The 13,535-nt window shown below is 71.5% G+C and carries 11 protein-coding genes; 10 read left to right on the plus strand and 1 reads right to left on the minus strand.

Annotated features, from left to right (window positions below; translation table 11 throughout):
- The first annotated feature begins 233 nt into the window (after positions 1–233).
- Positions 234–3,764: a transcription-repair coupling factor gene (gene mfd / locus ACFUPX_RS39195; RefSeq protein WP_383333607.1), complete on the plus strand. Its 3,531-nt coding sequence runs from the start codon at positions 234–236 to the stop codon at positions 3,762–3,764.
- A gap of 9 nt (positions 3,765–3,773) precedes the next feature.
- Here mfd and ACFUPX_RS39200 read toward each other — a convergent pair whose 3' ends face one another.
- Positions 3,774–4,187, minus strand: a complete 414-nt coding sequence (locus ACFUPX_RS39200) for a nuclear transport factor 2 family protein (RefSeq protein WP_383333609.1) — start codon at positions 4,185–4,187, stop codon at positions 3,774–3,776.
- Positions 4,188–4,385: 198 nt separating this feature from the next.
- Here ACFUPX_RS39200 and ACFUPX_RS39205 point away from each other — a divergent pair, with 198 nt between their 5' ends.
- The 9 genes from ACFUPX_RS39205 to ACFUPX_RS39245 all read left to right on the plus strand — a co-directional run bounded on the left by ACFUPX_RS39205 (position 4,386) and on the right by ACFUPX_RS39245 (position 13,479).
- A complete protein-coding gene (locus ACFUPX_RS39205; protein ID WP_383333650.1) occupies positions 4,386–5,057 on the plus strand; it encodes an MOSC domain-containing protein in 672 nt (223 codons plus the stop codon).
- Complete coding sequence (locus tag ACFUPX_RS39210) at positions 5,054–5,788, plus strand: HNH endonuclease family protein (RefSeq protein WP_383333610.1); 735 nt, start codon at positions 5,054–5,056, stop codon at positions 5,786–5,788. Before ACFUPX_RS39205 ends, ACFUPX_RS39210 begins: the two co-directional genes overlap by 4 nt.
- Positions 5,789–5,857: 69 nt before the next feature.
- Positions 5,858–6,601: an N-acetyltransferase gene (locus tag ACFUPX_RS39215; protein ID WP_383333612.1), complete on the plus strand. Its 744-nt coding sequence runs from the start codon at positions 5,858–5,860 to the stop codon at positions 6,599–6,601.
- A 245-nt stretch (positions 6,602–6,846) separates the two neighbouring features.
- On the plus strand, positions 6,847–7,413 hold the full coding sequence (locus tag ACFUPX_RS39220) for a hypothetical protein (RefSeq protein WP_383333614.1): 567 nt from the start codon (positions 6,847–6,849) through the stop codon (positions 7,411–7,413).
- Between the two features lie 83 nt (positions 7,414–7,496).
- Positions 7,497–8,984, plus strand: coding sequence for a protein kinase (locus ACFUPX_RS39225; RefSeq protein WP_383333652.1), 1,488 nt, complete (start codon positions 7,497–7,499; stop codon positions 8,982–8,984).
- A 201-nt stretch (positions 8,985–9,185) separates the two neighbouring features.
- Complete coding sequence (locus ACFUPX_RS39230) at positions 9,186–9,851, plus strand: SurA N-terminal domain-containing protein (RefSeq protein ID WP_383333616.1); 666 nt, start codon at positions 9,186–9,188, stop codon at positions 9,849–9,851.
- A gap of 55 nt (positions 9,852–9,906) precedes the next feature.
- A complete protein-coding gene (locus tag ACFUPX_RS39235) occupies positions 9,907–10,884 on the plus strand; it encodes a nucleoside triphosphate pyrophosphohydrolase (protein ID WP_383333618.1) in 978 nt (325 codons plus the stop codon).
- Positions 10,885–10,982: 98 nt separating this feature from the next.
- Entirely contained in the window at positions 10,983–12,332 is a 1,350-nt protein-coding gene (locus ACFUPX_RS39240) for a cytochrome P450 (RefSeq protein ID WP_383333620.1), read from the plus strand.
- A 136-nt stretch (positions 12,333–12,468) separates the two neighbouring features.
- Positions 12,469–13,479 (plus strand): transglycosylase family protein, encoded by a 1,011-nt coding sequence (locus ACFUPX_RS39245; protein WP_383333622.1) that lies wholly within the window; start codon positions 12,469–12,471, stop codon positions 13,477–13,479.
- Positions 13,480–13,535: the final 56 nt, after the last annotated feature.

Raw genomic sequence — 13,535 nt, forward strand, 5'->3', positions numbered from 1 at the left:
GTGTATACGAGACCGGCGCGACGGCGTCCGCCGGGGCCGGCTGCTGTCCCGGGGCGCCCCGGACGCGCGCCCCGGGGCGCCCCGGACGGGCCGGATCTTGCCGGTCGGGCGCCGACGGCCAGCGGCTGTCAGTCCGGAGTCGTACGCTGGAGACCCCCGGCCCGTATGACGTTGCCGGGCGGTTCGCGTTGCCCCCGCGCGCCCCAGCACCTGGACGGAAAGCGAAAGCCCACATGAGCCTGCACGGTCTGCTCGACGCTGTCGTCAAGGACGCCGCACTCGCCGAGGCGGTCAAGGCCGGCAAGGACGGCAACCGCATGGCCGTCGACCTGGTCGGTCCGCCCGCGGCCCGCCCCTTCGCGGTCGCCGCCCTCGCCCGCGAGACGCGACGCACCGTCCTCGCCGTGACGGCGACCGGCCGCGAGGCCGAGGACCTGGCCGCGGCCCTGCGCACGATCCTGCCGCCGGACGGAGTCGTCGAGTACCCCTCCTGGGAGACGCTCCCGCACGAGCGCCTCTCGCCCCGCTCGGACACCGTCGGCCGCCGCCTCGCCGTCCTGCGCCGCCTGGCGCACCCGCGCCCCGACGACCCCGAGACCGGCCCGGTCAGCGTCATCGTCGCCCCCGTCCGCTCGGTCCTGCAGCCGCAGGTCAAGGGCCTGGGCGACCTGGAGCCCGTGGCCCTGCGCACCGGTGAGGGCACGGATCTGAACGAGATCGTGGAGGCCCTCGCGGCAGCGGCGTACTCCCGGGTGGAGCTGGTCGAGAAGCGGGGCGAGTTCGCCGTGCGCGGCGGCATCCTCGACGTCTTCCCGCCGACCGAGGAGCATCCCCTGCGGGTCGAGTTCTGGGGCGACGACGTCGAGGAGATCCGCTACTTCAAGGTCGCCGACCAGCGCTCCCTGGAGGTCGCCGCGCACGGCCTGTGGGCCCCGCCCTGCCGCGAGCTGCTGCTCACGGACGACGTGCGCGAGAGAGCCGCCGCGCTGGCCGAGGCCCACCCCGAGCTGGGCGAACTGCTCGGCAAGATCGCCGAGGGTATCGCCGTCGAGGGCATGGAGTCCCTCGCCCCCGTCCTGGTCGACGACATGGAGCTGCTGCTCGACGTCATGCCGCAGGACAGCATGGCCGTGGTCTGCGACCCCGAGCGCGTGCGCACCCGCGCGGCCGACCTGGTGGCGACCTCGCAGGAGTTCCTCCAGGCGTCCTGGGCGGCCACCGCGGGCGGCGGGGAAGCCCCGATCGACGTCGGCGCCGCCTCCCTCCGGGGCATCGCCGACGTCCGCGATCATGCCCGTGACCTGGGCATGATGTGGTGGTCCGTGTCGCCGTTCGCCGCCGACGACGACCTTGACGAAGACACCCTCAAGCTCGGCATGCACGCCACCGAGACCTACCGCGGCGACACCGCGAAGGCGCTCGCCGACACCAAGGGCTGGCTCGCCGACGGCTGGCGCACCGTCTACGTGACCGAGGGCCACGGCCCCGCCGCCCGCACCGTCGAGGTCCTGGGCGGCGAGGGCATCGCGGCCCGCCTGGACGCGGAGCTTGGCGAGCTGACGCCCTCCGTCGTGCAGGTCACCTGCGGCTCGATCGACTTCGGGTTCATCGACCCCGCGCTCAAGCTCGCCGTGCTCACCGAGACCGACCTGTCGGGCCAGAAGGCGGCCGGCAAGGACGGCCAGCGGATGCCCGCGCGCCGCAGGAAGACGATCGACCCGCTGACCCTGGAGGTCGGCGACTACATCGTCCACGAGGGCCACGGCGTGGGCCGCTACATCGAGATGGTGCAGCGCACGGTCCAGGGCGCGACCCGCGAGTATCTGGTCGTGGAGTACGCCCCCGCCAAGCGCGGCCAGCCCGGCGACCGGCTCTACATCCCCACCGACCAGCTGGAGCAGATCACCAAGTACGTCGGTGGCGAGGCGCCCACGCTGCACCGCCTGGGCGGCGCCGACTGGACGAAGACGAAGGCGCGCGCGAAGAAGGCCGTCAAGGAGATCGCCGCCGACCTCATCAAGCTCTACAGCGCCCGCATGGCGGCCCCCGGCCACGCCTTCGCCCCCGACACCCCCTGGCAGCGCGAGCTGGAGGACGCCTTCCCGTACGTGGAGACGCCCGACCAGCTGACCACCATCGCCGAGGTGAAGGACGACATGGAGAAGACGGTCCCGATGGACCGCCTGATCTGTGGCGACGTCGGCTACGGAAAGACGGAGATCGCGGTCCGCGCCGCCTTCAAGGCGGTCCAGGACGGCAAGCAGGTGGCCGTCCTCGTCCCGACCACGCTCCTGGTGCAGCAGCACTTCGGCACGTTCTCCGAGCGGTACTCCCAATTCCCCGTGAAGGTGCGGGCGTTGAGCCGCTTCCAGACGGAGACGGAGTCCAAGGCGACCCTGGAGGGGCTGCGCGACGGCTCGGTCGACATCGTCATCGGCACGCACCGCCTCTTCTCCTCCGAGACCAAGTTCAAGGACCTGGGCCTGGTCATCGTCGACGAGGAGCAGCGCTTCGGCGTCGAGCACAAGGAGCAGCTGAAGAAGCTGCGGGCCAACGTCGACGTCCTGACGATGTCGGCCACCCCCATTCCCCGTACGCTCGAAATGGCCGTGACCGGCATCCGCGAGATGTCCACGATCACCACGCCCCCCGAGGAGCGCCACCCGGTCCTGACCTTCGTCGGTCCCTACGAGGAGAAGCAGATCGGCGCGGCCATCCGCCGCGAACTGCTCCGCGAGGGCCAGGTCTTCTACATCCACAACCGCGTCGAGTCGATCGACCGGGCCGCGGCCCGCCTGCGGGAGATCGTCCCCGAGGCCCGGATCGCCACCGCGCACGGCCAGATGTCCGAACAGGCCCTGGAGCAAGTGGTGGTGGACTTCTGGGAGAAGAAGTTCGACGTGCTCGTCTCGACGACCATCGTCGAATCGGGCATCGACATCTCCAACGCCAACACGCTGATCGTCGAGCGCGGCGACAACTTCGGCCTCTCGCAGCTCCACCAGCTCCGGGGCCGGGTGGGCCGAGGCCGCGATCGCGGCTACTCGTACTTCCTCTACCCGCCGGAGAAGCCCCTCACGGAGACCGCCCACGAGCGCCTGGCCACGATCGCCCAGCACACGGAGATGGGCGCGGGCATGTACGTGGCGATGAAGGACCTGGAGATCCGCGGCGCGGGCAACCTCCTGGGCGGCGAGCAGTCCGGTCACATCGCGGGCGTCGGCTTCGACCTCTACGTACGCATGGTGGGCGAGGCGGTGGCCGACTACCGCGCGTCCCTGGAGGGCGGTGTGGAGGAGGAGCCGCCGCTCGAGGTCAAGATCGAGCTGCCGGTCGACGCGCACGTCCCGCACGACTACGCGCCCGGCGAGCGGCTGCGCCTGGCGGCCTACCGCTCGATCGCGTCCGCGAGCAGCGAGCAGGACGTCAAGGCGGTGCGCGAGGAACTCACCGACCGCTACGGCAAGTTGCCCGAGCCCGTGGAGAACCTCCTCCTGGTGGCGGGCCTGCGCATGCTGGCCCGCGCCTGCGAGGTCGGCGAGATCGTGCTGCAGGGCAACAACATCCGGTTCGCCCCCGTGGAGCTGCGGGAGTCGCAGGAGCTGCGCCTGAAGCGGCTCTATCCCGGCACGGTCATCAAGGAGAACGCCCACCAGCTGCTCGTCCCGCGCCCCAAGACCGCGAAGGTCGGCGGGAAGCCGTTGATCGGGCGTGAACTGCTCGGCTGGGTGGGGGAGTTCCTGACGACGATCGTCGGCTCGTAGGGCGGGTGCTCAGGGAGTGCAGGCGTCGGCGATCGAGCGGCTGTTCTCGTAGAGGTGGTGGCGCGTGATCCGGCCGTCCTCGACGGTCAGCCGCAGCGCGAAGGGGCCTTCGAAGGACTTGCCGGTGGCGCGCACGGTGCCCCAGAGGCTGCCGAAGATCACCGCGTCCGCGCCCTCGACCATGATCGTGTCGACGGTGGCACCGGCCTTCTCCGGGACGGTGTGCGCGGCCAGTTCGTCGGACTGCGCCGCGCATTCGGCGGCGGTGGACCGCGGCCTGATCCACGGCACGACCGGGTTCTCGGCCAGCAGCCAGTCGACCTCGTCGGCGAAGAGAGCGGTCAGGCCCTCGGTGTCACCCGCCAGCCTGCACTGGAGGAAGGTCTGGACGGCGGCGCGGGTGGCTTCTTCGCTCGTGGTCATGCGGGCTCCTCGGTCGCTGTTCCTGCGGTGGCGCCGATACTTCCGCAGCCCGGCGGGCGGGGCCATTACGCCGGAGGTAATGCAGGGCAGGCAGAGCACGGGACGATATGGTCTAAACCAGTCACTCGGTACGGTGGCGGTGAGAGTCAAAAGCGTGTGGGCCAGGGGAGGGGAAGTGCCGTGGGGCTTGGGGCCGTTGTGGGGCTCGTCTGTTTTCCGGTGAAGTCGATGCTGGGGGAGCGGAGCGAGCGGCTCGTCGTCGACGAGCGGGGCGTGGCCGGTGACCGGCTGTGGGCCCTGCGGTACGAGGACGGGAAGCTGGGGAGCGGGAAGAACAGCCGCAGGTTCCGGCGGACGCCGGGGATGCTGGAGTACGACGCCGTGTACGAGGGCGAGGGCCCCGTCGTCACCACGCCGGACGGCGAGCGGCTGCGGCCCGGCGACCCGCGCATCGCCGAACTCTTCGGCGCGGGAGTCGAGTTGGCGCGCGAGGGCGGGACGAGCCATCAGGACGCGGGCGCCGTCTCCCTCGTCGGCACGGCGTCGCTGCGCGCGCTCGGCGAGCTGCTCGGCGACTCCGAGCCCGTCGACGTACGCCGGCTGCGCAAGAACATCGTGGTCGGGACCGAAGAGCCGTGGATCGAGGAGGACTGGGTCGGGCGGGAGATCGCCTTCGACGGCGGCCTGCGCCTGCGCGTCACCGAGCGCATCGAACGCTGCGTCATGACCACCCAGGCCCAGCGCGGCCTGCCCGCCGACAGCCGCATCCTCAAGACGCTCACCGCCACGCGCGGCATGTGCGTCGGGGTGTACGCGGACGTCGTGACGCCCGGCACGCTCGCACTCGGGGCGGAGGTGACCGTCAAGTGAACCGCCACAGCAGGGGAGTTCGCACGGCGCTGCTGCTCGCGCTCGCCGTCACCGCAGTCACCGCAACGGCCACCGGCTGCTCGCCCGAGGACGAGGCCGACGGCGCTTCGGGGCCGGGCGCCAAGGCGGGACCCGCGCTCGCCGCCGTCGACACGCTCACCGTCAAGGGCCGCGCGCCCAAGACCGGCTACGAGCGCGAGCGGTTCGGCAGCGCCTGGGCCGACACGGACTCCAACGGCTGCGGCACCCGCGACGACATCCTCAAGCGCGACCTGGAGGACGTGAAGTACCGCGACGGGGACTGCGAAGTGACCTCCGGGAAGCTCGCGCCCGACCCCTACACGGGCAAGGACGTCACGTTCGTGCGCGGTCGCAGCCAGGTCGACATCGACCATCTCGTCGCCCTCTCGGACGCCTGGCAGAAGGGCGCGGGCAAGTGGGAGCCGAGCAAGCGCATCGCCTTCGCCAACGACCCGCTCAACCTCCTGGCGGTCGACGCGGGCCCCAACCGCGGCAAGGGGGACGGCGACACGGCCACCTGGCTGCCGCCGGACAAGGGCTACCGATGCGCGTACGTGGCGCGGCAGGTGGCGGTGAAGAAGAAGTACGAGGTGTGGGTGACGGGCGCCGAGCGCGACGCCATGAGGCGGGTCCTCACGGGCTGCCCCCGGGAGAAGCTGCCGACCGGGGGCGGTGCGACGGCGGCGCCCGGCCGGTTCCACGCGCGCTGAGCCCGCGCCTTCTCATACGGACAGGAAAATGGCTTAACAGGCGGTCCCGTGCCCGCTAGCGTCCCGGGCATGGACCTCAAGATCACGACGCTTTCCGAGCGGCCCGAACTCGCCGGGCCGCTCTGGGCGATGGACGACACCTGGCCGGAGTTCATCGGCAACGACCCCATCGCGTGGTCGATGATCGCGCGGATCGTCAAGGAGCTCCCCGACTACGTCCTGGTCGCCACGGACGAGCGGGGCACGGTCGCGGCACGCGGGTTCAGCGTGCCGTTCGCGCTGCACGCCGAGGGGCGCGGGGAGCTGCCGGACGGCGGCTGGGACCAGGTCATGCTCTGGGCGTTCTCGGACCTGCGGCACGGCACGAAGCCCGACACGGTGAGCGCGATCGAGATCACCGTCGAGAAGTCCTTCCTCGGGCACGGGGTGTCGGGGCGGATGCTCGCCGCGATGCGCGAGAACGCACGCGCGCGTGGCTTCACGGAAGTCGTCGCTCCGGTGCGTCCGAACGCCAAACACCTCGAACCGGCCGCGCTCATCGACGGCTACGCCCGGCGCACGCGGGACGACGGGCTGCCCGCCGACCCGTGGCTGCGGGTGCACGTGCGGGCGGGCGGCACCATCGCGAAGGTGGCGCACGCGTCGATGACGGTGTCCGGTTCGACCGCGCAGTGGCGGGCGTGGACGGGCCTTCCCTTCGACACGGCGGGTCCCGTCGAGGTGCGGGGGGCGTTGGTACCGGTGCACTGCGAGCCGGAGCGCGGATACGCGGTGTACGTGGAGCCGAACGTGTGGGTGCGGCACGTGCTGTGAGCGCGCGCCGGACTGCCGGAGCGAGGGGTCGACGGACGGAAGGGAGGCTTCCGCCGGAGTGGCACGACCGGGTTCCGGCGGGGGACGCGATCAGGACGTGACCAGTACGGCAACGGTTCGGTACAACCCGGGACCGCTTCTCCTTGTCGGCCTATACGCTCGAATCCGCACTCGTTCGTCTTTCGGCATTCGGCCGTGCGTTCCCTCCGGCGGACGTACGGCCGCACCAGGCACCAGGAGCAGCCATGCACGGCCACGGCTACGCGCCGCAGCAACCGCCGCCGACCTCCGGCGGCACGCATGTGACGCTGCGCGTGATGTTCGTGGTCCTGGCCGTCGTGACGTGCGGCCTGGCCGCCTGGGCGCCGATGCTGCGGCTCGCGATCGTGACCCGCAAGTCCTACGACTGGGGCCTCTTCGGTCTGGTGACCGCGCTCGACGTGACGGCGCTCGTGCTCATAGGCGTCGACCCGGGCGAGGAGGAGTTCCAACAGCCGGGCAGCGCGGGCATGGTGATCCTGCTGAGCACGCTCGTCGCGGCGATCGCCTACTACTTGTTCGCGGACATACGGCACTTCAGCCGGCTCCGGCAGCCGCAGTACCTGGGCTACGCAGGACCGCAGCCCACGTACGGCTACCCGCAGCAGCAGGCACCCGCCCCCGTCCACCTCCAGCCCACGCAGCTGCACCAGCCGCCGGTCCAGCAGACGCCGCCCCCGCCCACGCGCCCCGCACCGGCCCGCATCCATCAAGTACAGGCCGAGCTCGACGAGCTCAGTGACTACCTGCGCAAGCAGGAAGGCGGCAGCTGACCGTGTCACCGGGAACGGGCGGCCACGGCGGCCGTGTCGTCGCAGCGCGCTACGAACTCTCCGCGCTCATCGGCCAGGGCGGCATGGGCCAGGTCTGGACGGCGTACGACCAGCGCCTCGACCGCCGCGTCGCGGTCAAGCTCCTGCGGCCCGACCGGGTCGCGGGCGCCGAGGCCGACGAGCTGCGCCGCCGCTTCGTGCGCGAGTGCCGCGTCACGGCGCAGGTCGACCACCCGGGCCTGGTCACCGTCCACGACGCGGGCACGGAGGGCGAGGACCTCTACCTCGTCATGCAGTACGTGGACGGGGCGGACCTCGGCGACCACCTCGCCGAGCGCGACCCCTACCCGTGGCAGTGGGCCGTGGCGATCGCCGCGCAACTGTGCGCCGTGCTCAGCGCGGTGCACGCCGTGCCGATCGTGCACCGCGACCTCAAGCCGCGCAACGTGATGGTCAAGCAGGACGGCACGGTCGCCATCCTCGACCTGGGCATCGCCTCGGTGATGGACACCGACACCACCCGCCTCACCCACACCGGCTCACCCATCGGCAGCCCCGCCTACATGGCGCCCGAGCAGGCGATGGGCGGCGCGGTCGGCCCGTACACCGATCTGTACGCCCTCGGTGTCCTGCTGCACGAACTCCTCAGCGGAGACGTGCCGTTCAGCGGATCCACCGCGCTCGGCGTGCTGCACCGCCACCTCTACGAACCGCCGGTCCCGGTCCGCCGCCTGCGCCCCGAGGTCCCCGAGGCGCTCGAAGCCCTGGTGCTGCGGCTGCTCGCCAAGGACCCCCAGCACCGGCACGCCAGCGCCCAGGAGGTCTACGAGGAGCTGGCGCCGCTGCTCCCCGCGCGCGGCATCCCCACCGGCGGCCCGCTGGACCCCACTCGCCCCTTCCTGCGCCCGCACGCGCCCTGGCCCGACCGCGCGGCCACCCCGGCGGCGGCCCCCGCCATCCAGCCGGACAGGGACAGCGGGGGCCAGGTCCCCGGCGGCCCCGGCAGCCAGACGGACGTCGTCCGCGCGGTCGACGAGGTCAAGCGGCTCCTGCGCGAAGGCCGCATCACCCAGGCCGTGGACATCCTCGGCTCGATCCTGCCCGCGGCCGCCGCCAAGCACGGCGAGCACTCCCCGGTGGTCCGCTCCCTGCGCAAGCAGTACGCGGCGACGCTCATGGACGACGGCCAGTACCGCCGCGCCCTGCCCGAACTGCGCCGCCTCGCCGACGAGCGCGCCGCCGAGTCCGGCCAGGCCGACCCGCACTCCCTCCAGTTCCGCTACGAGGCCGCGCAGTGCCTGGAGCAGCTCGGCGAACCGGCGGCCGCCCTCGCGGAGTACCGGGCGCTCCTGCCCTACTACGAGAACCGCTACGCCTCCGACGACCGCGAGCGCCCCCTGGAGATCCGCCGCCGCATCGGCCACCTGCTCCTGGCCCTCGGCGACCGCGCGGCGGCGCACGACACGCTGGCGCGGCTCCTGATGGACGCCGAGCGGATGAACGGCGTCGGCCACCCGTTCCCGGCGGAGATCCGGCGCACGCTGCAATGGCTAGGACAAGTGCGCGGGTAGTGAAGGCTCAGCGCGGGGGTGCCCCAACCGGTGCCCCAACTCTTCGAGAATCGTTGGTCGAATAGGTGGCCGAGAGGCTGGCCACTCCCTAACATCGATCATCGCAAGACTTTGTGCGCCCGCCCGCCGCCCGACCACCACCCCAGGTGGAGGCGCTGCGCGCCGCAGGTCTAAGCACAATCTCTCGACCGGGAGGCTCACTTGCACCGCCGCCGTCGCACCGCGCTCGTTCTCTCCGCCGCAGCCGTCGCCGCGGCCCCGCTCCTCACGGCCTGCGGCAGCGAGGCCCATCCGGGCGCCGCGGCCGTCGTGGGCAAGGACCGGATCACGGTCTCGCAGCTGGAGGGCCGCGTGAACGAGGTGCGTGCCGCGCAGCGCGCCGCGATCCCGGACGAGCAGCAGTACGAACAGGCCATCGCCAAGAGCGGCGGGCTGACCCGCAGCACGCTGCACACGATGGTCCTGGACAAGGTCCTGCACCGGGCCGCGGCCGACGCCGGGGTCGACGTGACGCGCCGCGACATCCAGACGATGCGGACGGGCCTCGAACAGCAGGCGGGCAGCAAGAAGGCCCTCGAACAGGGCTGGCTCCAGCAGTACAGCGTCGCCCCCTCCCGCCTGGAGGACAGCCTCCGTACGGAGATCGAGGCCCAGAAGCTGGCCAAGAAGCTGGGCGCGGACATGAACGCCCCCGAGGGCCAGGCGATCTTCTGGAAGGAACTCTCCAAGGCCTCCAAGAAGCTGGACGTGGACCTGAACCCGCGGTACGGCACGTGGGACGTGGAGAAGAGCAAGCGCGCGGACGCGAAGACGCCGTGGGTGCGTGAGGTGTCCGGGACCGGCAAGGCGGCGCCCAAGCAGGCCTGACAGCTCTTTCCACCGTGGCGAGGGGGCGGTCGGCGCCGTGGGTTACGTTCGATGGGTGACGAACGAAACCACGCCCCAGGCCGGCGCCCCCGGCCGCGTCATCCTCCTCACCACCAGCCACCGGGTGGCCCCCGGCCTGCTCTCCTGGCCCGCGTGGCAGGCCCTGCACGGGGCCGACGAGGTCCTGTGCGCCGACGCCGGGCACCCGCAGCTGCCGTATCTGCGCGAGGCGGGCGTGACGGTGGAGCAGGCATCCCCCACGGCCCAGGACCTGGTGACCGCCTGCGCCGGCGACCGCACCGTCCTGATCATCGCCACGGCCGACGGCGACAGCGCCCTGACGGACGGCCTCGCGAGGCTCGCGGGCTCGGGCCGCGTGTCGATGCCCGACCTCGAACTGCTCCCGGCGTCGTACGACCTGCCGGGCGCGCGGCTCCTGGACCTCGTCCAGGTCATGGACCAGATCCGCCTGGAGTGCCCCTGGTCGTCCCAGCAGACGCACAAGGGCCTGGCGAAGTACGCGATCGAGGAGGCGTACGAACTGGTCGAGGCGATCGAGGAGGGCGACAGGGAGGAACTGCGGGAGGAGCTGGGCGACGTCCTGCTCCAGGTGATCTTCCACGCCCGTATCGCCGAGGAGGACGAGGAGTCCCCCTTCTCCGTGGACGACGTGGCAGCCACGATCATCGAAAAACTGATCCACCGCCACCCGCACGTCTTCGGCGACGCATCGGCCGAGACTCCCGATGACGTGAAGGAGCACTGGCTCCGCACGAAGGCCCAGGAGAAGCAGCGCACATCGGTCACGGAGGGAATCCCCCTGGGCCAGCCGGGCCTGGCGCTGGCTTCGAAGCTGGCGTCACGAGTACGGACGGCGGGCCTTGAGGTGACGCTCCCCTCCGGGGAGGGCGTCGGTTACGAACTCCTCGCACTGGCGCTGCGCGCCGAGGCGCAGGGCGTCGACCCGGAGGCGGCGCTGCGGGGGGCGGCGCGTGCTTATCGGGATGCGGTGCTGGCGGCGGAGAGCGCGTAGGCCCAGAGCCGGGCCACCCGTCGGGTTTCCGGCCCGCCCGGTGGGTGAGGACGAACTCGGCGAAGCCGGTGACGACGGCGCCGGATAACGTCGTCCCCATGCCAGACCAGCCGCCCGCCCCCGCAGGGGAGACCCCCGCCGCCTGCCCCGCAGGGGCGCACGACCCCGCGTCCGAGGCCCAGGGGCCAGTACCCGAGCTCTTCTCGTGGGAGTTCGCCACCGACCCCTACCCCGCCTACGCCTGGCTCCGCGAGCACGCCCCCGTGCGCAGGACCCGGCTGCCCAGTGGCGTGGAGGCCTGGCTGGTCACGCGGTACGGCGACGCCAAGCAGGCGCTCGCCGATCCGCGGCTCAGCAAGAATCCGGCCCATCACGGGGAGCCCGCGCACGCGAAGAGCAAGACCGGCATCCCGGGCGAGCGCAGCGCGAACCTGATGACGCATCTGCTCAACATCGACCCGCCGGACCACACGCGGTTGCGGCGCCTGGTCTCCAAGGCCTTCACGCCCCGCCGCGTCGCCGAGTTCGCGCCGCGCGTCCAGGAGTTGACCGACCGGCTCATCGACCGGTTCGTCGAGAAGGGGGAGGCCGACCTCATCCACGACTTCGCCTTTCCGCTCCCCATCTACGCCATCTGCGACCTGCTCGGCGTACCCCGCGAGGACCAGGACGACTTCCGCGACTGGGCGGGGATGATGATCCGCCACGGGGGAGGGCCCAGGGGCGGGGTCGCCCGGTCGGTGAAGAAGATGCGCGGGTACCTCGCCGAGCTCATCCACCGCAAGCGCCTCGAACCCGGCGACGACCTCATCTCCGACCTCATCCGCGCCTCGGACCACGGCGAGCACCTCACGGAGAACGAAGCCGCCGCGATGGCCTTCATCCTCTTGTTCGCCGGCTTCGAGACGACCGTCAACCTCATCGGCAACGGCACCTACGCCCTCCTCACCCACCCCGAGCAGCGCGAACGGCTCCAGGACTCCCTCACGGACGGCGACATCGGTCTCCTGGAGACCGGCCTGGAGGAGCTGCTCCGCTTCGACGGGCCCGTCGAACTCGCCACCTGGCGGTTCGCCACCGAGCCGCTGACCCTCGGAGGGGAGGACATCGCCGCGGGCGACCCCGTCCTCGTCGTGCTCGCCGCCGCCGATCGGGACCCGGAACGCTTCCGGTATCCGGACACGCTCGACCTCTCCCGCCGCGACAACCAACACCTCGGCTACGGCCATGGCATTCATTACTGTCTCGGTGCTCCGCTCGCCCGGCTCGAAGGCCAGACCGCCCTCGCGACCCTTCTGCGGCGCCTCCCTGACCTGCGACTCGCCGTGGAACCTGGTGATTTGAGATGGCGCGGCGGGCTCATCATGCGGGGACTCCGCACACTGCCCGTGGAGTTCGCACCCGCACAGCAGAGCAAATATTCGGCACCCGAAACGACGTTTAGCTGACGGACCGTCAAGACTGTGACTTTCACGTGATCTCCGCTGCATCGACTTGTGACAAGCGTTCGACTGCCGCTACGTTCACCGACGACTCGGCATCCCGTGCCGCAGTCGTCGCTCCAGTCACGCGAAAGGCAACCGCATGCTCTCCGGCAATGGTCGTCACCGACGCCCCCGCCAGGCCCCGGCCCTGATCGTCGCGGCAGGAGTCGCAGGATCGGCCATCGCGATCCCGCTGCTCGGCGCCACCAGCGCGAGCGCGGCGGACACCGCCACGTGGGACAAGCTCGCGGAGTGCGAGAGCGGCGGCTCCTGGAGCGCGGACCCGGGTAACGGGTACTACGGCGGACTCCAGTTCTCCCAGGAGGACTGGGAGGAGTACGGCGGCCTCGACTTCGCGCCGAGCGCCGATCTGGCCAGCCGCTCCCAGCAGATATCCGTCGCCGAGAAGGTGCTCGACGACCAGGGGCCCAGCGCCTGGCCCAGTTGCGCTCCCATCGCGGGGCTCACCCAGGACGGCGCCGCCGCCGACGTCGACCCCGGCGCGCCGATCACCTCACTGCCCTCGGACGAGTCGACGGACGGACCGGCGGACGAGCCGTCGAAGTCCGCCGAACCCGACGAGCCGAGCGACTCGGCCGATGACTCGGGCGATGACTCGGGCAGCACCAAGTCTTCGGAGAAGCCCTCGGAGAAGCCCGACGCCGACGCCGGTGACGCCGGTGACGGCGATGCGGCGCGAGACAAGAATCACGACGAATCAGGTGACTCGGGCGAGTCGGGCGAGTCGGGCACGTCGGATGAGTCCGGCGACCCGGGCAAGTCCGGGCAGGACGACGACGCTTCGCCCGTCCCCACTTCCCCCGCCGGCGAGGGTGAGGGCCGCCACCGCGGCGACAGCGCGGACGACAAGCCCTCCGGCGACCCCTCTCGCGAGGGTTCGGGCCGGCACGCGTCCCGTGGCGACGAGCGTCAGAAGGACGGCTCCGACGGGACGTACACGGTCCGCTCGGGAGACAACCTCTCGGTCATCGCCGACGACCTCGACGTGAAGGGCGGGTGGACCGAGCTGTACGCGGAGAACGAGAAGTCCGTCGGCTCCGACCCCGATCTCATCCTTCCCGGTCAGAGCCTCGATTTGGGCGAAAAGTAGGGGTAGTTGGCGAGTCGCTTTGCGCTTGATGTCCCAATTGGCGCAAGTGAGAGATG

This window comes from Streptomyces sp. NPDC057302 (genome assembly GCF_042667685.1).
Classification (GTDB): Bacteria; Actinomycetota; Actinomycetes; order Streptomycetales; family Streptomycetaceae; genus Streptomyces.

Bases quoted from the DNA above. Each gene is read 5' to 3' on its own strand.
- mfd (WP_383333607.1), top strand. From the start codon at position 234: ATGAGCCTGCACGGTCTGCTCGACGCTGTCGTCAAGGACGCCGCACTC.
- ACFUPX_RS39200 (WP_383333609.1), bottom strand. From the start codon at position 4,187: ATGACCACGAGCGAAGAAGCCACCCGCGCCGCCGTCCAGACCTTCCTC.
- ACFUPX_RS39215 (WP_383333612.1), top strand. From the start codon at position 5,858: ATGGACCTCAAGATCACGACGCTTTCCGAGCGGCCCGAACTCGCCGGG.
- ACFUPX_RS39220 (WP_383333614.1), top strand. From the start codon at position 6,847: ATGCACGGCCACGGCTACGCGCCGCAGCAACCGCCGCCGACCTCCGGC.
- ACFUPX_RS39225 (WP_383333652.1), top strand. From the start codon at position 7,497: ATGGGCCAGGTCTGGACGGCGTACGACCAGCGCCTCGACCGCCGCGTC.
- ACFUPX_RS39240 (WP_383333620.1), top strand. From the start codon at position 10,983: ATGCCAGACCAGCCGCCCGCCCCCGCAGGGGAGACCCCCGCCGCCTGC.
- ACFUPX_RS39245 (WP_383333622.1), top strand. From the start codon at position 12,469: ATGCTCTCCGGCAATGGTCGTCACCGACGCCCCCGCCAGGCCCCGGCC.